This is a genomic window from Alistipes sp. An116, from assembly GCF_002161005.1.
Classification (GTDB): domain Bacteria; phylum Bacteroidota; class Bacteroidia; order Bacteroidales; family Rikenellaceae; genus Alistipes; species Alistipes megaguti.
The window spans coordinates 21,085-43,792 of sequence record NZ_NFLR01000012.1; the positions used below are offsets into that span (position 1 = coordinate 21,085).

General features: G+C 58.5%; 13 protein-coding genes, 1 tRNA gene and 1 pseudogene. 11 read left to right on the forward strand and 4 right to left on the reverse strand.

Annotated elements, in window-relative coordinates:
* A complete protein-coding gene (locus B5E60_RS09080; RefSeq protein WP_087311194.1) occupies positions 1–774 on the reverse strand; it encodes a radical SAM protein in 774 nt (257 codons plus the stop codon).
* 49 nt (positions 775–823) lie between these two features.
* On the opposite strand from B5E60_RS09080, the gene B5E60_RS09085 reads away from it, so the two are divergent.
* The 4 genes from B5E60_RS09085 (at position 824) to B5E60_RS09100 (ending at position 5,104) form a co-directional block, all read left to right on the forward strand.
* Positions 824–1,990, forward strand: coding sequence for a dicarboxylate/amino acid:cation symporter (locus B5E60_RS09085; RefSeq protein WP_087311195.1), 1,167 nt, complete (start codon positions 824–826; stop codon positions 1,988–1,990).
* Between the two features lie 130 nt (positions 1,991–2,120).
* Positions 2,121–3,392: an aminotransferase class I/II-fold pyridoxal phosphate-dependent enzyme gene (locus B5E60_RS09090; protein WP_087311196.1), complete on the forward strand. Its 1,272-nt coding sequence runs from the start codon at positions 2,121–2,123 to the stop codon at positions 3,390–3,392.
* 142 nt (positions 3,393–3,534) lie between these two features.
* A tRNA-Gly gene (locus B5E60_RS09095) sits at positions 3,535–3,610 on the forward strand.
* Positions 3,611–3,859: 249 nt separating this feature from the next.
* Entirely contained in the window at positions 3,860–5,104 is a 1,245-nt protein-coding gene (locus B5E60_RS09100; RefSeq protein WP_087311237.1) for an Arm DNA-binding domain-containing protein, read from the forward strand.
* Between the two features lie 15 nt (positions 5,105–5,119).
* Here the strand turns inward: B5E60_RS09100 and B5E60_RS09105 are convergent, their stop codons facing one another.
* Positions 5,120–6,979, reverse strand: coding sequence for a RagB/SusD family nutrient uptake outer membrane protein (locus B5E60_RS09105; RefSeq protein WP_087311197.1), 1,860 nt, complete (start codon positions 6,977–6,979; stop codon positions 5,120–5,122).
* Between the two features lie 32 nt (positions 6,980–7,011).
* Positions 7,012–10,290, reverse strand: coding sequence for a SusC/RagA family TonB-linked outer membrane protein (locus B5E60_RS09110; protein ID WP_087311198.1), 3,279 nt, complete (start codon positions 10,288–10,290; stop codon positions 7,012–7,014).
* A gap of 231 nt (positions 10,291–10,521) precedes the next feature.
* On the opposite strand from B5E60_RS09110, the gene B5E60_RS09115 reads away from it, so the two are divergent.
* Together B5E60_RS09115 and B5E60_RS09120 are read left to right on the forward strand one after the other, a co-directional pair.
* Positions 10,522–10,776 (forward strand): hypothetical protein, encoded by a 255-nt coding sequence (locus B5E60_RS09115; protein WP_087311199.1) that lies wholly within the window; start codon positions 10,522–10,524, stop codon positions 10,774–10,776.
* A gap of 84 nt (positions 10,777–10,860) precedes the next feature.
* Positions 10,861–14,628 carry a hybrid sensor histidine kinase/response regulator transcription factor gene (locus B5E60_RS09120; protein ID WP_087311200.1) on the forward strand — a complete coding sequence of 1,256 codons (3,768 nt, stop codon included), beginning with the start codon at positions 10,861–10,863 and terminating at the stop codon, positions 14,626–14,628.
* 336 nt (positions 14,629–14,964) lie between these two features.
* Here B5E60_RS09120 and B5E60_RS09125 read toward each other — a convergent pair.
* Positions 14,965–15,288: pseudogene (locus B5E60_RS09125) on the reverse strand (plasmid mobilization protein); the annotation flags it as partial.
* A gap of 463 nt (positions 15,289–15,751) precedes the next feature.
* Between B5E60_RS09125 and B5E60_RS09130 the strand changes: the two are divergent.
* The 5 genes from B5E60_RS09130 (at position 15,752) to B5E60_RS09150 (ending at position 22,466) form a co-directional block, all read left to right on the forward strand.
* The gene (locus tag B5E60_RS09130) at positions 15,752–16,597 is read left to right on the forward strand and encodes a prephenate dehydratase (RefSeq protein ID WP_087311201.1); all 846 of its coding nucleotides are present in this window, start codon (positions 15,752–15,754) and stop codon (positions 16,595–16,597) included.
* Between the two features lie 96 nt (positions 16,598–16,693).
* Positions 16,694–17,758 (forward strand): bifunctional 3-deoxy-7-phosphoheptulonate synthase/chorismate mutase type II, encoded by a 1,065-nt coding sequence (locus B5E60_RS09135; protein ID WP_087311202.1) that lies wholly within the window; start codon positions 16,694–16,696, stop codon positions 17,756–17,758.
* 135 nt (positions 17,759–17,893) lie between these two features.
* Positions 17,894–18,574 carry a response regulator transcription factor gene (locus tag B5E60_RS09140; RefSeq protein ID WP_087311203.1) on the forward strand — a complete coding sequence of 227 codons (681 nt, stop codon included), beginning with the start codon at positions 17,894–17,896 and terminating at the stop codon, positions 18,572–18,574.
* Entirely contained in the window at positions 18,552–20,036 is a 1,485-nt protein-coding gene (locus tag B5E60_RS09145; RefSeq protein ID WP_087311204.1) for a sensor histidine kinase, read from the forward strand. The genes B5E60_RS09140 and B5E60_RS09145 overlap by 23 nt, the downstream gene beginning before the upstream one ends.
* 180 nt (positions 20,037–20,216) lie before the next feature.
* Positions 20,217–22,466: an inorganic phosphate transporter gene (locus B5E60_RS09150; RefSeq protein ID WP_087311205.1), complete on the forward strand. Its 2,250-nt coding sequence runs from the start codon at positions 20,217–20,219 to the stop codon at positions 22,464–22,466.
* Positions 22,467–22,708 lie beyond the last annotated feature (242 nt).

The following is a 22,708-nucleotide window of genomic DNA, read 5'->3' on the forward strand; positions in this document are numbered from 1 at the left end:
TCAGGCGACGGAGCAGGGAATTCCCAGCGCTTCGACGCGGGCGGCAATCTGCTGCAGTTCCTCGTGTGAAACCTTTTCGAGGGTGGGACACGGCGTGTCGCGGTCGAGCGAATAGACCATCACCTGCCGGGGGCGGATCTCCTCGACGAGGCGCAGCCATGCTTCGACCTCCTCCTGCGTGGTGTTGTCGATCGGCGCACCGTTGCACTCGCCGCGCAGGAACATCGTCTGGAGAATCATCCGTCCCTCGAAGCGCTTCATTTCATCGACAATGCCCCGAACCGTATAATGCGGGTTTTGCGGGTTGTCGATGCGGCGCACCGTGGCATCGAAGGCCGAGTCGAGCTTCAGGATGTTGTTGTCCACACGCAGCAGCGCCCGCCGCACCTCCGGGCGGTGGATCTGCGTGGCGTTCGACAGCACGGAGACCTTCGCCGCGGGGCAGTAGCGGTCACGCAGCGCTATCGTATCGTCGATCACCCCCTCGAAATCGGGATGCAGGGTCGGTTCGCCGTTGCCGGCAAAGGTGATCACATCGGGTGGAGTCCCGGCTCCGGCCATCTGCCGCAGGGCGGTCTCGAGGTGTGTGCGCACCTCCTCCCGGGCGTTGAAACGACGCCCGCCGGGATGGTCGGCATTCCAGCCGCATTCGCAGTAGATGCAGTCGAACGAACAGAGCTTCGACTCGGTGGGCAACAGATTGACCCCGAGCGAGAGACCCAGCCGCCGCGAGTGTACCGGGCCGTAGATGATGTCGTGATAAAGGGATGTCATGTGACAAAAGTAGCTAATTTTTTCATACCTTTACAAAAATCATTCTTCGATGAAGCGAAAATTCGGACTGTTGCCGCGCGTTGTGCTGGCTATCGTGCTGGGTATTGTTGGCGGCCTCTTCCTGCCCGGGTGGGTAGCTCGGGCGGCCCTGACCTTCAATGCCGTATTCGGACAGTTTCTGGAGTTCGTCATTCCGCTGCTCATCTTCGGGCTGGTGGCGCCGGGCATCGCCGACCTGGGGCGCAGTGCCGGGCGCCTGCTGGCGCTGACGGCCGCCCTGGCCTACGGCTTCACGCTGATCTCGGGGTTCGGCACCTACTTTGTCGGGAGAGCCCTCTTCCCGTCGCTGCTTGCCGGTTCGGAGATGGTCCTTCCCGAAGAGGGTGAGGCCTTGACCCCTTACTTCACCCTTGCCATACCGCCCGTCATGGGGGTGATGTCGGCTCTGGTGCTGGCCTTCGTCCTCGGTCTGGGGATGGCCGCAACCGGGTCGGTGACGCTCAAGGGGGCGCTCGACGACTTCAAGCGCATCATCGAACGGGTTATTGCCCGGGTCATTCTGCCGCTGCTGCCCCTTTATATCTTCGGCATCTTCCTCTCGATCACCCGGTCGGGACAGGTCGCCGGCGTACTGGGGGTCTTCGTCAAACTGATCGTGGTGATCTTCGTGCTGACGGTTGCGCTGCTGCTGTTCCAGTTCTCGGTGGCGGGACTCGCGTCGCGGCGGAATCCGCTCCGGATGCTGCGTACGATGCTGCCGGCCTACGTTACGGCCCTCGGCACGCAATCCTCGGCGGCGACGATTCCCGTGACGCTGGAGCGGACGCTGCGCCTCGGGGTGCGTCCCGAACTGGCGTCGTTCGTCATTCCGCTCTGCGCGACGATCCACCTCTCGGGGTCGATGATGAAGATCACGGCCTGTGCGCTGGCCGTTTCGATGCTGGCTGGAGCGGAGCTTCCGACGGCGACCTTTGCGGGCTTCATCGTGCTGCTGGGGGTGACGATGGTGGCGGCTCCGGGGGTTCCGGGCGGGGCGATCATGGCGGCGCTGGGGCTGCTGGAGTCGATGCTGGGATTCGACGAGACGCTGTGCGGACTGATGATCGCCACCTATATCGCCATGGACAGTTTCGGCACGGCGACCAACGTGACGGGTGACGGAGCCGTGGCCGTGATTGTCGACGCCGTGGACCGCAAAAGAGACCGAAAGCCCTAAAATACGTATAAATGCGTATCGCCGGGGAGCAAAAAACGGCTACTTTTGACTGTTAAAATCGTTCAATTATTTGTACTTTTGCGCGGCAAAACAAAACGATAAGTCACTTAAACTCATAAACACAAACAACATGGTTGATATTTTCGATCGTCTGAGCAAGAATGCCGGCGGACCTATCGGTCAGTACATGGCTTACGCTCACGGTTATTTCGCATTCCCGAAACTCGAGGGCGAGATCGGTCCCCACATGACCTTCCGCGGCCACAAGGTGCTCAACTGGAGCCTGAACAACTACCTCGGTCTGGCCAATCATCCCGAGGTGCGCAAGGCCGATGCCGAGGGTGCCGCCCAGTTCGGTATGGCAGCTCCGATGGGTGCCCGCATGATGAGCGGTCAGACCAAATACCACGAGCAGCTCGAACGCGAACTGGCCGCCTTTGTCGGCAAGGAGGATGCTTTCCTGCTCAACTTCGGCTATCAGGGCATGGTCTCGATTATCGACTGTCTGCTCACGCCGCGAGACGTGGTGGTTTACGATGCCGAGGCTCACGCCTGCATCATCGACGGTCTGCGTCTGCACAAGGGCAAGCGCTTTGTCTTCGGCCACAACGACATGGAGTCGCTCCGCCTGCAGCTGCACCACGCCACCGAACTGGCCAACGAGCAGAACGGCGGTGTACTGGTCGTTACCGAGGGTGTGTTCGGCATGAAGGGCGATCTGGGCAAACTCGACGAGATTGTTGCCCTGAAGAAGGATTTCCAGTTCCGCCTGTTGGTCGATGATGCCCATGGTTTCGGTACGATGGGTGAGGGCGGCCGCGGTACGGCCTCGCACTTTGGCGTGGTCGACGGTGTGGACGTGCTGTTCAACACTTTTGCCAAGTCGATGGCCGGCATCGGCGCCTTTGTCAGCGGACCGCGCTGGCTGATCAACCTGCTGCGTTACAACATGCGTTCGCAGCTTTATGCCAAGTCGCTGCCGATGCCGATGGTGATCGGTGCGCTGAAGCGTCTGGAGTTGATCCGCAACCATCCGGAGTTCCAGCAGAAATTGTGGGAGATCGTCCGTGCGCTGCAAGGCAGCCTGAAGGAGAACGGCTTCGATATCGGCGTAACGAATTCGCCCGTAACGCCGGTTTTCCTGAAGGGAGGCGTTCCGGAGGCCACGAACCTGGTAGTCGACCTGCGTGAGAACCACGGTATCTTCTGCTCGATGGTGATCTACCCGGTAATCCCGAAGGGTGAAATTATCCTTCGCGTGATTCCGACGGCAGCCCATACGCTGGAGGATGTGAAGGAGACGATCGAGGCCTTCAAGGCTGTCCGCAGCAAACTGGAGAGTGGCTATTATGCCTCGCTTCCGATTCCGATGAAAGCCGACGAGGGTTTCAAGGTACGCTAAGTCGATGTTTTTCGGAAGAATATCCCCGGTCTGAAAAGATCGGGGATATTTGTTTTGGAGAAAAGGTGTCAGAAAATTTTGCAGAATAAAAAAAAGCGCTTATATTTGCAATCCCAAACGACACGTATTGGGGTTGACAAATGCGGAAATAGCTCAGTTGGTAGAGCGCAACCTTGCCAAGGTTGAGGTCGCGGGTCCGAGTCCCGTTTTCCGCTCCAGAGGGGGCCAGAAAGAAACCCCGAAAGAAAGCAAAAAGCCTTGTATATCAGCGATATACGAGGTTTTTTCTTGTATTCTCCCACTCCTGTTGAAACAAAAGGCAGCAAATATTTCACGCCTTAATCGTGACCTTTTTTGCTCGGACCGAAAATAGGTCACGATTTAGCTCTATTTCGCTGATTTGCATCATTTTACTCTGCAACATTCCGATGCTGAAGACGTTTAATTTATCCAAAAACCAAGCAGCCATGTTGCCACGAACCACCTTCAGCGTCGTCTTCTTCTGCAAGAAGACCAAAGTCACAAAAAAGGGCAAAGCCCCGATCTATGCCCGCATCACCACGACCGGTCAGTCGACCGAAATTTATACACAATGCCAGATCGAGCCGGAGCGCTGGAACCAGCGCCTCGAACGCTCGCTCTACAAGGATGAGGTCGACCAGCAGATCAACCGCATCATCGCCAGTTACCGGGCCTCGATCCTTGCCGCCTATGACCGCCTGATCCAGGAGAACAGGACACCGACCTGCTTTGCCGTCAAACAGCTGCTGGGCTCCGCCTCTTCGAGCCGGATGGTGCTGGCGGAGTTCGGCAAATACTGCGAGAAACGCCAGCAGGAGGTCGGTACCCGTATCACGCAGCTCACTGCCAACAAGTACCACCGCCTGCTGCGCTATATGACCGAATATATCCGGGATATCTACCACAAAGAGGACCTCCCGCTGGAGACGATCGACTACGCCTACGTCGATGGATTGAATACCTACATGCAGACGGCCTACAACCAGATCATCATTGCTCGTGATGAGCGTTGCTCCTTCCGGAACCTCCGGCAGGGTGAACCACACATAGCTGACCAGCTGTCCGTCGACGTAGAACGACGCCTTGTACTTCATGCCCGATTTGAGATCCGTAACCACGGCCCGCATCGACTCCTTCTCTTCGTCGCTCAATGTCCGATGAATATCCGCTTCGCCGTCGGCCGTCAGCAGAATCTCCTGCGACCCGAGGTCCTCGGTCCAGGAGAGCGTCACCGACGTATAGGTCATGTCGGCATACCCCACCTCGTTGAACACCGACCGCATCTGTCCGGTCATACATTCCGAGTAGAGGTATTTCGACTGGAGCGACTCCTCGGCCGCCAAAGCACAGAGGCGGATGTAATAGAGACGCTCTTCGGCCAGACCCGTGAATACGGCTTCGTAGTTCTTGTCCTCAGCGGCCGGAATCTCCTGCGTGGCTGCGATCTCCGAAAAATCCGAACTCTCCGAAAGATCGACCCGATATCCCACGGCGCCGTACGAAATCCCCCAACGGATCACCAGCCCGTTGTCCTGTTTGAAACTGACCAGATTGGTCGGAAGAAACAGACGGGGATCTCCCCACGCCTGCGACTGATCATTCTGGCAGGCCGCACTGCCGGCAAGCACAAACAGAACCGCCAGCATCCGCATTATCCGATATTTCGCTTTCATGATTCGATTGTTGTATGAGTTTGAGACTACCGTCTATCGTTTACCGTAATAATTGACAATCATCCCCTTGCTCTCCGCTACGACATCCTGTGAATAAGGGTAGATATAGACCATCGGATCCCGGGTGTAGATCTCCGGACGCCACCACTGATCGACCGACTCGTTGAGAATGTATTCATCTCCCACCTGGCTGACCATCGCTTTCGCCCAGCTTTGCGTGGAATAACCCTCCGGCGCCTTGGACATGTTCTGATCCAGTCCGACAATGTCGAGCGTTCCGTCGTCAAGCAGTTTCCAGTAGATGTTGGCCGGGATGTTCTTGTATTTCCCTTCGCCCGTTCGGGCCCCGACCGCCATGTCGATATGTGCCTGTCGCATATCAATGAGACTCTGCCGCAACCGGTTCCAGCGGATCAGATCGTACTTGCGGATCCCTTCGCCGCAGAACTCCCAGGCACGTTCCTGCACCAACGCCTCGAAAAAGGTGTCATGATCCGTCAGCGCCGCCACGTAGTCGTCCACCTTCTCCGCATGAAGCCCCGTGGCAAAGGCCCGACGACGAACCGTTTTCAATGCCTCACGCGCCAGATCCGTCGGCCCGCCGTTCAGCTCGTTCTCCGTCTCGGCCAGCATCAGCAATGCATCCGTGTAGCGCAGTACGGGGAAATTGATTCCCGTATTGATCGTGGCTCCCGCCCCCTGCGGCGTCTTCATGTCGAGTTTCGACCACTTCCCGATGTAGATATTCTTCCAGTCGGAGATCTTTTGTTCGATACGCCCCTTCTCATTGTTCCAGACCCACGTATAGGGCGTACAGTTTACGCTGCGACGTTCGTCCGCACCATCGAAGGAGTGGAAATAAGGCATGGTCACCAGAAACCACGGATTGCTGTATCCGTAAATGATATTGGGACTGTTGTCGATGCGCTGCCCGATATAGTGTCCCACATAGCTGGAATAACCCATCGCCATGGCCACCTCATAGAGCATGTCGTCGCCCGACGGGAAAACCTTCTGCGCCTCGTTGACGAAAACCTGCTTGTACGAGAGTCCCAGCGAGTGTTTACCCGACTTGTAGAGCTTGCGGGCATACGTATTGGCAATCCGATAGTATTCCAGGTAATCCGCCGCACGCTCCATCTTTCCCGGATCCGACGGATTGGACTCGTTGGGGCGCAAAGCCCAGCCACCACGCGTCAGGGCCAGCCGTGCAATGAGCGCCTGTACGGCACCTCGGTTCATCCGTTCGCACGTCTCCGTCAACTCCGAAGCGTAGAGCATCCCCGGTTCGGCCTCCATCAGATCCTTGATCAGATAGGAGAGAATCTCGTCACGATCCGTCGGCGCAATATAGAAATTGTCGTCATAACGGGTCTCCTTCGTCAGGAAGGGAACATCCCCCCCCCAGTCGCGGACCAGCACCAGATAGAGCAGCGCCCGCAACCCCTTGGCCTCGCCGTAAAGCTGCCGGATCGTCGACGGCGTCCCGGTCGGAGCGGCACCGAGCAACGGACCGTTCTCCATCCCCGCGATACACTCGTTGGCACTGTTGATTCCAAGATAGAGATCCGCCCACATGGAGAGCGTCTCGGAATTGGCCGACGTCAGCGTATAGTCCCACATACCCCGTCGCGTGTCCTCGGAGGTGGCATTGGTCTTCGCATACTCGATGTCGTTGTTGTAGGGGGCAAACAGACTCACCCGCTGGCTGTAGAGCGATGTCCGGGCCAATATGGCATAGATATTCATCACGGCCCGATAGGTGTCTCCTTCCGTGCTGAAAACCTTCGTATCGGGCATGGTCGACGGCGATTCGGTGGACAGGAATTCCGTACAGGAACCGCTGAAAAGCAGAAGCCCGCATGCAAGAATTCTGCATATGGTTCGTTTCATGATTCTATCGTTTTTTGGAATGATTGTGCATTTCAGAACGTGAGATTGACCCCGACGGCAAACGACCGGGTCCGGGGATAGGCCGAATAGTCGACTCCGGGGGTGAGCGGCGTACTGCGGCGCGTGTCGACCTCGGGATCGAATCCCGTATAGGCCGTCCAGCAGAAAAGATTCGTCCCCGTAACATAGATCCGGCATTTCGACAGACAGATCTTTTTGGTCAGATGCTGCGGAAGCGTATAGCCGAACGTCAGATTGCTCAACCGCAGGAACGAGCCGTCCTCCACGGCCCACGAATGGAGAATCGTATACTGGTATACCGGACTCCAGATCGTCGCACCGGCGTTGAATGCCCGCAAGGCCTCCTTGTCGTTGCGCAGATCGTTGCCGGCATCGTCAAAGACCCGGAACCGATGATGCGAATCCATCTCCGAACGCAGATTGTACCACTGGTATTTTCCCGTCGAGGTGTTGAAAAGCCGCTGCGCATTGTAGATGCTGTTCCCGTAGACCCAATTGAACATCGCCGACAGATCAAATCCCTTAAAGGCTGCCGTAATGCTGAATCCGCCGGTATGCTTCGGATTGGCATTGCCGATGACCGTCCGATCGGCCTCCGTCACGATGCACGATTCGGGATCATTCGGATCATAGGGCGTCGTCTTCTTGAGCTTGAGCGAACCGACCCGCGGATAACTCCCCGGGTTACCGTTCGAACCGGTGACGTTCTGGCTGTTGGCAACCCCCGGCTTCAACACCCATCCGGGACCATCCTCGTAATCGTCCACCGTATAAAAACCGTCAGTAACGTATCCGTAGATCAACCCCACGGGATCTCCCTCCCGAAGCAGATAGTCCCGCAGATCGGTATTGTTCCAGCCGCTGTCGTAGAACTTCTCCTCGGCTCCGTAGAGCTTGTCCACCCGATTGCGGTTGAAGGCTATGTTGAACGAGGCCGAAAGCTGGAAATCGGACCTGTCGACAAGCACTCCCGTCAGCGAAATCTCCAATCCGCGGTTGGAGGTCTGCCCCACGTTGACCTGCTGTTCGTCGTAACCCGTGTGCAGCGGAATCTTGTTCTTGATGAGCAGATCCCGCGTCGTATTCCAATAGAGCTCGACGCTTCCGCTCAGGCGGTTCTTCAGAATCCCGAAATCAACACCCAGATTGCGCGTGGCCGTTGTCTCCCAGACCAGATCCTCGTTGACAAGTACCGTCGAGGCATTGGTCAAATAGATGTTCGGCTTGCCGCCAATACCCGCAACCATGTTCTGCTGCCCCGAAAAGACCCCCTTGAAGGTCCGACGCCACATGTCGTTGGCTATGCGGTTGTTACCCGCCTCACCGTAACTGAGGCGCAGTTTCAGATCATCGATCCACTCCACCTTCTTGAGGAACGGTTCCTCGGAGATGCGCCAGGCGAAGGCCGCCGAAGGAAAGACGCCCCACTGATTCCCCGGCGCAAACTTGGACGACCCGTCCGCCCGGACCGTCGCCGTGACAAGATATTTATTCCGATAGGAGTAGTTGATCCGCCCGAAAAACGAGGCCATCGCAACCGGCGTATCCTCGAATGTATAGGGATACTCCTGCGACCCGAAGGCCATGTTGGCGAAGATGTCATCGATGGCCATGTTCGTCGGCAACTGGTAGGACTTCATCTCCCGCAACGTCGAGGTTTCGCGCATCGCCTCGAAACCCAGCATGATGTTGATGTTGTGTTTGCGTCGGAAATTCTTGATGTCGAAGGTCAGCGTATGCGAGGTCCGCCAGCGGGGCATGCTCTGCGTGGTGATCAGGGCCACGGGCTGTGAACCCGCTTGCCGGGAGGTATAGGTCAACGGACCGTAGTAGCGTTTGGTCTCGTAGTCACGGGTCAGGATTCCGAAATCCGACCGCCATGTAAAGTTCCTGGCGAATTTCCAGGTCAGAGCCCCGTTGACATTCAACTCGTTGCGGCGTTGACGCTTGTAGTCCTGCTTGATGAGCTCCACCGGATCGTAGAGCTGGCTCTGCGCCTCGATATTCTCGTCAACCCAGGCGATATCCGCTTCCGATGCACCCTGGCCTCGCTCCGCCTTGCCGATCGTCGGACGGTAGCTCACCGCATTCTTGATCTCCGTCGAACTGTTCACCGTCGTTCCGGCACCGTCAATGACCGTATTGGTATAATAGGCCGAAAGATCAAGCCGGAGCCCCTTGAAAAGATCCTGGTTCATCTTGAAGTTGAGGTTCGTCCGCCGATAGCCCGATTCGAGCAATACGCCGTCCTCATCGAGGTGGGTGGCGCTGAGCGTAAAACGGGTCTTGTTCGTCCCGCCCGACACCGAAACGTTATGCGACTGTCCCCAGGCCGTGCGGCCGTACATCTCCGACTGCGTATCGCGGCCGGGCATCTGCCGGTAGATGTCAAAATCGGCCGGAGTACCGAAATGGCTCTCAAACGACTCGGCATCCTGTCCTCCCTTGAGCGTCGTCAGCTCATACTGCATCAGCACGTACTCGTACGGATCCATCACGTCGATCATCTTCGGCACATATTTCATCTGCGCAAAGGCGTTGTAGGAGACGGTCGTCCTCCCGGCCCGTGCCGATTTGGTCGTGATGATGATGACACCGTTGGCACCCCGCGCACCATAGATGGCCGACGAGGAGGCATCCTTCAACACGTCGATCGACTGAATGTCGTTGACCGAAATGTCGGAGATCCGCTCCACGGGAAAACCGTCAACAATATATAAAGGCGAATTGTCCTGCGTAATGGAGCCTCCGCCACGCACCCGAATCTTCACATCCGCATCGGGAGAGCCATCCGTCGTGGTGATCTGTACTCCCGGCATCCGACCCGTCAGCGCCTGTGCCATGTTCGAGACCGGTGAATCGGCCAACGACCGGCCCGATACCGAAGCTACAGACCCCGTGAGATCCCGTTTGGCTACCGACCCGTAACCGATAACCACCACCTCGTCCATCGAAACGACATCCTCTTCCAGAATGACCGTATAGACCGTCTTCTGTGCTGAAAGAGCTACCTCGCGCGTGACGTATCCAACAAAGGAGACGGTCAAGGCACGGGCATCGGTCGGGACTTTCAGCGAGAAAACACCATTGGCGCCGGTTGTCGTACCGATGGTTGTGCCCTTGACCATGACTGTAACTCCGGCCATGGCGTCTCCGGACAGGGATTTTACACTTCCGGTGATATCCCGCTGCGGTGACGCCTCCTGCGCCCGGACCCCCGTCGAAAAAGATAGGATCAATGCCAAGCTCCCCACAAGCCGGCAAATCTGTCGGGTAAAAGTTTTTTGCATAGGTTAGCTGGTTTAATTTTTTGGATTGGTTCCGCAAACATCCTTGTCTGCTTTACAAAAGTAGCAAGAGCCGCCCCCTTTTTTTATTCAAATTGTAACATTAAACTGTTTTTTTATTGCACGCCCCGCCCCGAAAGAGGCCTCGAGCGGCATTCGGCTCAGACGCCTATGTAAAAAGACGTTTTTCAAAATAATGTTTGCTAATTTTGTCTGCAAGAATACACAGGAATCATGGTGAAAAAAGCGTCTGTCATATTCGGGGCTCTGCTCCTCCTGTTCCAGGTCGTCACCGTCGCCGGTGAGTTGAACCCCAAAATCGACACTCGGCTTTCATTCAGATATCTGAGCGTGAACGACGGTTTATCTCAAAACTCCGTCTCGTCAATCCTGCAAATGGCTGACGGCCGTATTCTGATCGGAACCTACGACGGACTGAATTTTTTCGACGGATATGACATTCACGCCGTACGACATGCCTCCGGGTAGCGCGGAGGCCTGGTCAACAACCGGATCGTCTGTCTGGCCGAAGCCGCCGACAGTTCCATTTGGATCGGACTCGACGGCGGCATCATGCGCTACGATCCCCGAACCGACCGTTATGTCGACTACACTCCGCAACTGGGCATCCCCGAGCTGAAAAAGGTCCGGACGATCTTCGAGGAGCGTTCCGGCACGATCTGGATCGGACATGAAAAAGGGGTGATTCTCGCACAACCCGCCCCCGACGGCGGATATACCTTCGTTGCCGCAAGCGGATTCGAGGCTCTGGACGTCAACTGCATCACCGAAGATCAGCGGGGGAACATCTGGCTCGGAACCTCCCAGGGGCTCTATCTCTGCGAAGCGGGCGGGCACAAGAAACGTTCGCTACGGCTGATCTCGGAGATATCCCAGCAGCAGGTCCGGTACGTGGAGTGCGATCCTTGGGGCGTCCTCTGGGTGAGCCACAACCACGGCATTGCAACCAGCACCGACGGCAAGCTTTTCAGCGAACTGCACCTCCCTGACGAGCTTCGGATTCAGGCTGTATGCACGATCCGCGACCGGAAAGATCACCTCTGGGTCGGCAGCAATACGGAGGGGATCTACTCCCTCGAACTGGAATTCCCCAACCGGGTGACGTCGATCGACCGCTATGCCAAATCCGACCTGTTCGGCCGCATTAGCGACAACGACATTTCCTGCCTTTGCCTCGACCGGTCGGGCGTTCTGTGGGCCGGCACCCGCCGGGGTGTGAACCATGCCCCGACCGCGGCCCCGCAATTCCAGACCTTCAAACCGCTCCTCGGGAAACGGTACACCGAACTGGGATACGACGGCCAGCACATCAACGCCCTGTTCATCGACGCCGACGAAAAGCTGTGGATCAACACCTTCAAAGGCTCGACATACCGTTATGACTTTCGGTCGGGTGTCCTGGAGGACCTCTCCGCCTCCGTTACGGGCAATTCGATATCGCGCATCATCCAGAGCAGCAACGGGACAATCTGGATCGCTGCGCAGGAGGGGGTCTACCGACTTGACAGGCTTCCATACGGTCGGTTCCGCAGGTCGCAGTTGCATCTGCCCGGCATCCCGGCAGACGCCCCGCAACGTTACCGCTACTTCCTCGACCTGTGCGAAGACGAACACGGAGACATCTGGATCGCCACCATGGACGGTCTGATCCGCCATAATCCCGAATCGGGGCGAAGCATCACTTATACGATTGCCCATGGATTGGCCTCAAACTCCACCTATTCGCTGCTGTCGGACCGCAAGAACGGTCTGATCTGGGCCGGGTCCGCCGACAACGGGCTGTCCAAGATCCGCTACACGGACACCGACCCCGGGATCGATGTCGAGGTCCTGCGCCAGGGTTCGGGATCCCTGGCGTTGAGTGACAACCACATCTGGTGTTTGCACATGACAAAGGATGGAGCCGTATGGATCGGAACCGACGCCGGGCTGAACCGGCTGACCGTCCTCGACGGAACAATCTCCGCCACAAGCCACATCCTTGCTCCGGGACTCGAAAATGCCAAAATCGTCGCTATCACGGAGGACCTATCGGGCGATCTCTGGCTCAACGGGAGTCAGGGACTCTTCCACTACACGCCCTCGTCCGGGCACGTAAAACGCTATGTCAGCGACGACGGCCTGCAAAGCAACACCTGGACCGAAGTCGCCGCCATCTCGAAAAACGGATGGATCTTCGTCGGTGGAATCAACGGCATCAACTATTTCAATCCCAATCGGTTCAGCACCGATCCCTATCCCGGGACCCCGTTTCTGAGCGAATTGAAGATCTTCGGACAACGCATCCTTCCCGGCCGCGAATACGACGGGCACATGCTTCTCCAAAAGCCGCTGAACAGCACCCGACAACTGGAACTGAATTACAACCAAAACAGTTTTACCATCGAATTTACGTCGGATCAACATGTCAACCCCTCGAAAAACAGTTTCCGGTACCGGCTGGACGGATATGACACCGAATGGACAACGGTCGGTTCCGAGCGCCGTTTCGCGACCTACACGCGGCTTCCGGAGGGACGCTACACGTTCCGTTTAGGCGTGTCGAACGGAGACGACGTCTGGAACGAAAACGAGCGCACGCTGACGATCATCGTACACCCGGCCCCGTGGGCTACCTGGTGGGCGTATCTGATCTACCTCGTGCTTGCCACGGCCCTGCTGACTGCCGCGGTCTTTTACCTCACGGCCCGGCAGCGCTGGCGCCGCAAGCTGTTCATGCAGCAGATCGAGCAGGAAAAGGCCCGCGAATTGTCCGAGATGAAACTCGGGTTCTACACCAACATCACCCACGAACTCCGCACCCCGCTTGCCCTTATCACGGCCCCGCTCAAAGATCTCGAAGAGCGGAACGGGCTCGATGAATACGTTTCGTTCAGACTGGGACTGATCCGCCGCAACGTCAACAAACTGCTGAAACTGATCAACCAGCTGCTCGAAATCCGCCGGGTGTCGGCACAGAACCTCCCGCTTAAAATATCATGCTACAACCTGGCCTATACCGTCCGGGAGGTCGTGCGTTCGTTCGGGAGCATGAGCGAACAAACCGACATCATGCTCCACTTCGAAGCCCCGCAGACCCTGCCGGACGCCTGGTTCGACCGGGACAAGATCGAGAAGATCCTCCAAAACCTAATCTCCAACGCCTACAAGTTCACGCCCGAACAAGGGGACATCCACGTCCGGCTGGCCGTCGAAACCCACGACAAGGTGCGTTATGCCTGCATTTCAGTACAGGATTCGGGCATCGGCATCCCCTCGGCTGATCTACCTCGGATCTTTGACCTCTTCTTCCACAGCACCCCTTTGAACGGAGTAAGCAGCGGGGTGGGACTTTCGTTCTCTAAAGCCCTGATCGAGTTGCACCAAGGCCAAATCACGGTAAGCAGCAAAGAGGGGCAGGGATCGCTTTTCATAATCCGTTTCCCCATTGATCGCCACTGTTATCCCGAGGAACAGATAGTCCTTCCCGACAAGTCGTCACATCCGCCGATTGAGAAACCGGATCGTCCGGCCTCCGGTCCTGATGACCGGAAATATCTGGTGCTGATCATCGAGGACAACCCCGACATGAACGCCTACATAGTCTCCTGCCTGGAATCGCAGTTCCGAACTGCCGTGGCCTTCAACGGAGAGGAGGGGTTGGCCCTGGCGCAGAAACTGAAACCGGATGTGGTCATCTGCGACCTGATGATGCCGGTCATGGACGGCATTGAATTCACGTGCCGCATGAAGTCAAATCCGCGGACAAATTTCATTCCGATCATCATACACAGCGTCAAAGAGGATCAGAAATCAATCCGGGAGGCATTGACGGCCGGAGCTCAGGAGTACATCATCAAGCCGTTCGAGGCCGAGAACCTAAATTTCCGGATCAGTAACCTGTTAAGTTCCAGAGAGCATTTTGCCCGGAAACTCCGAAGCGAGACGATCACCAATCCGACGCCCGTGGAGCTGCCCTCGGATGACGAACAACTGCTGCAAAAGATGAGTTCCATTGTCGAGGCCAACATCCAGAATCCGCTCTTCGACATCGAGTATCTGGCCAAAGAACTGCACATGAGCCGCATGCAGCTGTATCGACGGATGCAACGCGTGGCCGGCGGGCGGACCGTCTCGGAGATCATCCGCGACATCCGCATCAAACGTGCGGCCCAATTGCTGGCATCCGGAGGCATGCGGGTCAACGAAGTGATGATCGAAGTCGGCATGAACAACCAATACCGTTTTACGAAATACTTCCAGGAGATGTACGGAATGACACCCAAAGAATATATTCAAGTGCATCAAGCGGATAAAACCACCGACTTAACGGAATCATAAGTGGCAAGTACATATTTCGCCCTCATTATCTTTTAGAATCACAGGTTCAAGACTGATCATAAAGTCATAAAGTACATCAAGATCCCCAAGTAGCAGATCTTATAGTTGTTGAACTTAGGACTTGACCAAATTCAAATAGATTACAACAATCGACGCTTTCGTCGATGCCTGTGCTGACGAAGTCGTCGCTCCTCCTCATGCCTGCACGTCTGCCAATTCCAGAATCGCATCCAACGAACGGATCAAGCATCCGATTCTAGAAGAGCACCTCGGCCTGTCCCCGGTTAACCTTCTCCTCGTTGTAGCGAATGGCTCCGCCGACGGTTGCTCCCGTCCTTATATTCGCAACCATCCTTCGGCCTGTTTGGTAAGATTCAGAATCTCGATACTCAACGCTTTCAGTTCACGGGTATGCTGTTCCAACGCGGCGATCTGGCGGGGGATCGAGACGTTGGAGAAGTGGCTGTTGATGGCCCGGACCACCTGATTATAGTTGTTCCCGACGCGCTGGAACTGGAAGTAAAGGTCATTGAGTCGTGTCAGAAACTCCACCTTTGAAGGGTCACGGCGGATGACTTCGAAGCGCTCGGCAAAGAGTCGTTTGACAATAAACCGACTGTAGTTGTGTTCCAATCCGGCAGCAGCGAGCATCTGCCGGAAAGTCGGAAGGCGACCGCGGCGCCCGGCGAGACCGCGGAACAAGCGAAACAACGGGCCAGGAGAGACCGCGGCGCCCGACAAGAACGCAGAACAGGCGAAACCGCGGCGCCCGCCCCCTCTTCGAAGAGCCCCCGCCGGACACCGTACCCGAGGATCGGAGGCTCGCGCACCGCCGAATCCCGCCCCCCCCCGAAGCGGCAGAAACGCCTTTTTCCGTCCAAAAAAGCGGCCGCGGATTTGGTTTTTCAAAATTTTTTAGTATATTTGTACCCAGACAAACTCTTCCGAAGATGAAGCTCTACGGTTTCGCATATTTCTTTTATTCCTTTTTCTTTTATGCCAAGAGAAAATGCGGGACGCCATGCATCGGATGAAGACCGGAAAGGATCGAACCAACAAACGCATACAAGCATGAAAATCCCGCACGAAGACCGTGCGGGATTTTTCTTTAATCTACCATTCCATGGAGAGAATCGCCATACAGGGCATCGCAGGATGCTATCACGAAACCGCCGCCCGACGCTATTTCGCCGATCGGGAGCTCGAAGTGCTCCCCTGCGCAAGTTTCGGCCAACTGTTCGAACAGCTGGCCGAAGACCCTGCGCTGCTGGGCATCGCCGCCATCGAGAACACCATCGCCGGCAGCCTGCTGCCCAACCACGAACTGCTTCAGCGCAGCCGGGCCCGGATCGTCGGCGAGCAGAAGATCCGCATCTCGCACGTCATCGCCGCCCTTCCCGGCGAACGGCTCGACACGATCCGCGAGGTGCATTCGCACCCCATCGCCCTGATGCAGTGCGGTGAGTTTCTGAAGAGCCACCCGGCAATGAAGGTCGTCGAACGCGACGACACGGCCGGCAGTGCCCGCGAAATCGCCGAAGGGCATCTCGCCGCCACGGCCGCCATCTGCGGAGCCGATGCCGCCGAGATGTACGGGCTGGAGATCCTCCGCCGCGGCATCGAGACCAACCGCCACAACTTCACCCGTTTTCTGATCCTGGCCGACGAAAGCCGCGCCGCCGAATTCACCGATCCCGGACACACGAACAAGGCCTCGCTGGTCTTCACCCTCCGCCACACGCAGGGCTCGCTCTCGAAGGTGCTGACCGTCCTTTCGTTCTACGACATCAACCTCACGAAGATCCAGTCGCTGCCGATCATCGGTCGCGAGTGGGAGTATCAGTTCTACGTCGACGTCACCTTCGACGATCCCTACCGTTACCGCCAGGCCATCGATGCGGCCCGGCCGCTGACCAGCGGATTCCGCATCCTGGGCGAATATGCCGAAGGGGCCAATCCCGAGATCTGACCCCGAAGAGCAACCCGTCGAAGCCCCCGCAAGCCGTTGCGACCGAAGGCGGCTTCCCGAAAAAACCGAATCAAGAACAACAAAAAATAGAAAACCATGAACGACATCCAACCCATCACGCTTCCCGGGGTCGATCCCCGGCGTCCGCTGGTCATTGCCGGTCCGTGCAGTGCCGAAACCGAAGAGCAGGTCATCGAAACGGCCCGCATGCTGGCCCGTGAAGGCCTCCACATCTACCGGGCCGGGCTCTGGAAGCCCCGCACCAAACCCGGAGGTTTCGAAGGCGTCGGCGAAAAGGGAATCCCCTGGATGCAGCGCGTAAAACGCGAAACGGGCATGTACACCGCCACGGAGGTCGCCACGCGACAGCATGTCGAAACGGCACTCAAGGGAGGAATCGACCTGCTGTGGATCGGCGCCCGCACGGCGGCCAATCCCTTTGCCATGCAGGAGATTGCCGATGCGCTGCGCGGCGTGGACATCCCGGTACTGGTGAAGAACCCCGTAAGTCCCGACCTCGAGTTGTGGATCGGCGCCATCGAACGCATCCACAACGCCGGAATCCGCCGTCTGGGGGCCATCCACCGCGGCTTCACCTCCATCGACAAGAGCATCTACCGCAACCACCCGATGTGGGCCATCCCCATCGAGCTGCACCGCCGACTGCCCGAACTGCCGATCTTCTGCGACCCGAGCCACATCGGCGGCAAACGCGAACTGATCGCCCCGCTCTCGCAGCAGGCCATGGACATCGGGTTCGACGGGCTGATCGTCGAGGCGCACTGCTCGCCCGACTGCGCCTGGAGCGACAAGGCCCAGCAGGTAACCCCCGACGCTCTGGCCTACATCCTGCGCAATCTGGTGATCCGCGAGCAGACCGTCACTACGGAGAACCTCAACGAGCTGCGCGCCCAGATCGACAAACTCGACGACCAGCTGCTCGACCTGCTCGTACGGCGCATGCGCGTCTCACGCGACATCGGACAGTACAAGAAGGAGCACGACATGCCCATCCTGCAGGCACAGCGCTACGAAGAGCTGCTGGCCCGGCGCGCCGCCCAGGCCGTCGAGCTGGGCATGGACCGCGAATTCATGCGCACGGTCATGCAGGCCATCCACGAGGAGTCGGTCCGCCAGCAGATGGAGGTCCTCGGCAAGTAACGGCCGAGGGAACGGCGGCCCCGAAGAGAGCCGACCGGAAAGCCCCCTCTGTTACATTTCGGTGAAAAGTCGGACACGGGGCGTGTAACATCCGTGAATGTTGTGTAAATTTGGCCCGGAATCAAACCCGAAGCTATGGCAAAAAACAAAATCCTCGTGGTCGACGACGAAGAGTCGCTGTGCGAAATCCTCCAGTTCAACCTCGAAGTCGAAGGTTATGACGTCGACGTGGCCTACAGCGCCGAACAGGCCCTCGAGATGCATCCCGAACGCTACTCGCTGATTCTGCTCGACGTCATGATGGGCGAGATGAGCGGCTTCCGCATGACCCGCATCCTCAAGGAGCGGCCCGAAACGGCCCACGTCCCCGTAATCTTCTGCACGGCCAAGGATTCCGAAGACGACACCGTCGCCGGGCTGAACCTCGGCGCCGACGACTATATCACCAAACCCTTCTCGATCCGCGAGGTGCTGGCCCGCGTGCGCAGCGTCCTGCGCCGCACCGCGGCCGCCGAGCCCGAACACGAAACCATCGCCTTCGAGGGGCTCGAGATGGATCTCAAACGCAAGATCTGCACTCTCGACGGCACGGAACTGGCCCTGACCAAGAAGGAGTTCGAGATTCTGGCCCTGCTGCTTGCCCACCGCGGCGTGATCTTCTCCCGCGAGGAGATCCTCCACCGCATCTGGAGCGACGAGGTGATCGTGCTGGACCGTACGATCGACGTCAACATTACCCGTCTGCGCCGCAAGATCGGCCCCTACGGCAAACACATCGTCACGCGTCTGGGCTATGGCTACGGCTTTGAGGAGTAGATTCTCCTACCACCAGCGGCTCTTCGTGCTGCTGCTGGTCTTCTCGTGGACGCTGGTAGCCTGTTTCGTGCTGTTTCAGTACGGCCGCGAGAAGCACTTCAAGGCCGAACACCTCAATGCCCAGCTGCAACTCTTCAACCTGCGGCTGCTCGACGCGCTGAACGACGGCACAGACCCGGCCCGTTTCATCGCCTCGCACGACGAGCCCTTCGAGGAGCTGCGCGTGACGCTGATCGACCGCTCGGGGCATGTCTTCTTCGACAACTCGCTCGACACGCTCCCGACGGCCAACCACCTCGACCGTCCCGAGGTTGTCGATGCCCTGGCCCACGGCACCGGATACATCATCCGACGACACTCGGCGAGCACCCATCGCAACTACTTCTACTCGGCCATGGCCGGCGAGCGGGCCATCGTCCGCACGGCCGTCCCCTACAGCGTCCCGCTGAGCGAGGTGCTGGCCGCCGACCGCGAATTCCTCTGGCTCATGCTCGGCATCACGCTGCTGATGAGCGTGGCGGGCTACTTCGCCACGCGGCGGCTCGGACACAACATCTCGCGGCTGAACGACTTCGCCGAACGGGCCGAACGCGGCGAACGCATCGACGAGGAGGAGCCCTTCCCGCACGACGAACTGGGTGAAATCTCGAACCACATCATCCGCCTCTACGCCCGACTGCAGCGCACCACGGCCGACCGTGACCGCGAACACGCCCTGGCCCTGCACGAGGAGCAGGAGAAGATTCGCATCAAGAAACAGCTCACCAACAACATCAACCACGAACTGAAGACCCCCGTAGCGGCCATTCAGGGCTATCTGGAGACGCTGCTGGCCAACCCGCAGATCGACGCGCGGCGGCGGCAGGAGTTCCTCGAGAAGAGTGCCGCACAGACCGAGCGGCTGCGGAGGCTGCTCGCCGACGTGGCCACCATCACACGTATGGACGAGGCCAGCCAGCTGATCCGCAAGGAACCCGTCGTCGTAAACGACCTGATCAACGAGGTGGCCGACGAAATGGCCCTCAAACCCGCCGAGCAGCGGCTGCGCGTGAATGTCGACTTCCCGACGAGGGTCGAGGTCGAGGGCAATCCGGCACTGCTTGGCTCGATCTTCCGCAACCTGGCCGACAACGCCGCGGCCTACTCCGGCGGCCGCGATATCTTCATCCGCCTGGTGGACGATACCCCCGAGGAGTGTACGATTCTCTTTGCCGACAACGGTATCGGCGTCGACGAGGAGCACCTTCCCCACCTGTTCGAACGCTTCTACCGCGTCGACAAGGGCCGCTCGCGCAAACTGGGCGGAACGGGACTCGGCCTCTCGATCGTCAAGAACGCCGTGATGATCCACGGCGGCACGATCTCGGTGCGCAACCGCGACCGCGGCGGACTGGAATTCCTCTTCACACTCCGCAAAAAAGCTGAACTCCACATGTTTCACGACGTTGAAACAACGTTGTAACCGTTTTGTAATATCTGTTTCGGACCTTTGCTCCCGGTAAGTTCCACACCCCGGGATGTCCCCGGCACAGCGTCGGCTGCGGTCTTAGCTCCCAACCCGCAAACACCGCCCGACCGCCTCGCGTCGACCCCCCCCCGGAGAAGAACTTTCCCTCGGGAAATTCAATAACGCAACAGATATATGTCGCCCCTGTTTACCGCCATCGTCATCATTCTGGCCATTCTGGCCGTGATGGGCATTGTCGTGGGCGTCGCCAACGACGCCATCAACTTCCTCAACTCGGCCATCGGCTCGAAGGTCGCCCCGCGCCGCACGATCCTCTGGGTCGCCGCCGCGGGTATTATCATCGGTACGCTCACCTCCAGCGGCATGATGGAGGTGGCCCGCAGCGGGGTCTTCTACCCCGGGCAGTTCTCCTTCCCGGAGATCATGATGCTCTTCCTGGGCATGATGCTCGGGAACGTCCTGCTGCTCGACCTCTACAACACGCTCGGCCTGCCGACCTCGACCACCGTCTCGATGGTCTTCGGACTGCTGGGCGCCGCCGTCGCCACGGCCCTCTTCCGCATCTCGGCCGATCCGGCCTTCTCGCTGCACGACCTCTCGCAGTTCATCAACACCGGAAAGGCCATGGTCATCATCGCCGCCATCCTGCTCTCGGTGGCCTTCGCCTTCGTCGCCGGACTCATATACATGTACGTCTCGCGGCTGATCTTCTCGTTCCGCTACGCACCGGTCTTCCGCCGCTGGGGCGCCGTCTGGTGCGGCCTCTCGCTCTCGGGAGTCCTCTACTTCGCCCTCTTCAATGGACTCAAGAGCTCGGGGCTGATCCCCACGGCCATCTCCGAATACGTCACCAACCATGTGCTGCTCACCCTCTTCGTCTTCTGGATCGTGGCTGCCATCGTGCTGTGGATCTTCCAGCGCATGCGTCTGAACATCATGCGCATTACCATCCTCTCGGGAACCTTCGCCCTGGCCTTGGCCTTCGCCGGAAACGACCTGGTGAACTTCATCGGCGTACCGTTGGCCAGCTTCGACGCCTGGCAGATCGCCCGTGACGCCGGCAGCGAGGCTATCATGATGGGACAGCTCGAAGCCCCGGCCCGTGCCAACTTCCTGATCCTGATCGTCTCGGGAGTGATCATGGTGCTGACGCTCTTCTTCTCGAAAAAGTCGCAGCACGTGGCCGAAACCGAACTCTCGCTCGCCTCGCAGCACGAGGAGGAGGAGCGCTTCGGCTCGACATTCCTCTCGCGCGGTCTGGTACGTCTGACGCTCATGGCCAACCACCTCTGGAGCGGCATCGTCCCCCAGCGCCTGCAGAAGGCCATCGACCGCCGCTTCGAACCGCTGCCCGTCGAGGAGCGCACCTCGGCCCAGTACGACCTGATCCGCGCCGTGGTCAACCTGACGGCCGCTTCGATACTGATCGCCATCGGCACGTCGTACAAACTCCCGTTGTCGACCACCTACGTGGTCTTCATGGTGGCCATGGGTTCGTCGCTGGCCGACCGCACGTGGGGCCGCGAGAGCGCCGTCTACCGCATCACGGGCGTGATGGCCGTCATCTCGGGGTGGTTCATCACCGCGCTGGGCGGATTCCTCATCGCCCTGGCCGTCACGGCGCTGCTGCTCTGGGGCGGCTGGGTGGCCGTCGTGGCGCTGACGCTGATCTGCGCCTGGCTGCTCATCCGCAGCCACCGCAAGACCCCGGCGCTGAAGGAGGAGGCCGAAAAGGAGCTGCTCCCGCTCGAGAAGGCCGAAACGCCCGACGAGGTGCTCTGCGCCTGCATCGGCGAGGTCTGCAACACGATGCAGGAGGTCACGCGTATCTATAACCGCACGCTGGTGGCCGTCTTCAAGGAGAACCGCAAGGTCCTGAAGGAGATGGTCCGCGACTCGAACCGACTCTTCGAGGAGGCCCGCGAGCGCAAATACAACATCATGCCCACACTGCGACGCCTGCAGCGCTGCGACATCGACACGGGCCACTTCTACGTCCAGGTGGTCGACTACCTCTCGGAGGTGACCAAGGCGCTGATCCACATCACCCGCCCCTCGTTCGAACACATCGACAACAACCACGAGGGGATGTCCAAGGAGCAGATCGTCGATCTGATGCGCGTCAACGACCAGGTGGAGGAGATCTTCGACAAGATCAACGACATGCTCGCATCGAAGGACTTCTCGGATCTGGATCTGGTGCTCGAAATGCGCGACCGCCTCTTCGACACCATTGTCGAGGCCGTCAAGAGCCAGCTGCGCCGCATCAACGGAGACCCGCAGACCTCGACCCGCGCCAGCGTCCTCTATCTGACGATCCTCAACGAGACGAAGACCATGGTGCTCCAGTCGCGCAACCTGCTCAAGTCGCAGCACTACTTCCTCGAGTCGCAGCACGAAATCGCCCCTGCAAAGGAAAAGTAACGCTTTCCGGTGATTCGTCACACGAATGTAACGGGGCCGTCATCTCGCTGAGACAACGGCCCCGTATCTTTGCAACGTGAAAACCGGAAGACGATTTCACAAGTTGGTTTTAGGTTACATAAGTAGGTTAGTGGGAGATGCAGCGACGCGACGTCGCGGCATCTTCGTTTTTTGGAGCCCTGCCTCCGGAGAGGCGGGAGGGGCAACGGCCAGGGCGAACGCGGCCGGCGAAGGTTGCCGGT

Excerpts from the sequence above, each read along its gene's own strand:
- B5E60_RS09080 (WP_087311194.1), bottom strand. The coding sequence starts at position 774 with ATGACATCCCTTTATCACGACATCATCTACGGCCCGGTACACTCGCGG.
- B5E60_RS09085 (WP_087311195.1), top strand. The coding sequence starts at position 824 with ATGAAGCGAAAATTCGGACTGTTGCCGCGCGTTGTGCTGGCTATCGTG.
- B5E60_RS09090 (WP_087311196.1), top strand. The coding sequence starts at position 2,121 with ATGGTTGATATTTTCGATCGTCTGAGCAAGAATGCCGGCGGACCTATC.
- B5E60_RS09100 (WP_087311237.1), top strand. The coding sequence starts at position 3,860 with ATGTTGCCACGAACCACCTTCAGCGTCGTCTTCTTCTGCAAGAAGACC.
- B5E60_RS09105 (WP_087311197.1), bottom strand. The coding sequence starts at position 6,979 with ATGAAACGAACCATATGCAGAATTCTTGCATGCGGGCTTCTGCTTTTC.
- B5E60_RS09110 (WP_087311198.1), bottom strand. The coding sequence starts at position 10,290 with ATGCAAAAAACTTTTACCCGACAGATTTGCCGGCTTGTGGGGAGCTTG.
- B5E60_RS09115 (WP_087311199.1), top strand. The coding sequence starts at position 10,522 with ATGGTGAAAAAAGCGTCTGTCATATTCGGGGCTCTGCTCCTCCTGTTC.
- B5E60_RS09120 (WP_087311200.1), top strand. The coding sequence starts at position 10,861 with ATGCGCTACGATCCCCGAACCGACCGTTATGTCGACTACACTCCGCAA.
- B5E60_RS09130 (WP_087311201.1), top strand. The coding sequence starts at position 15,752 with ATGGAGAGAATCGCCATACAGGGCATCGCAGGATGCTATCACGAAACC.
- B5E60_RS09135 (WP_087311202.1), top strand. The coding sequence starts at position 16,694 with ATGAACGACATCCAACCCATCACGCTTCCCGGGGTCGATCCCCGGCGT.
- B5E60_RS09140 (WP_087311203.1), top strand. The coding sequence starts at position 17,894 with ATGGCAAAAAACAAAATCCTCGTGGTCGACGACGAAGAGTCGCTGTGC.
- B5E60_RS09145 (WP_087311204.1), top strand. The coding sequence starts at position 18,552 with ATGGCTACGGCTTTGAGGAGTAGATTCTCCTACCACCAGCGGCTCTTC.
- B5E60_RS09150 (WP_087311205.1), top strand. The coding sequence starts at position 20,217 with ATGTCGCCCCTGTTTACCGCCATCGTCATCATTCTGGCCATTCTGGCC.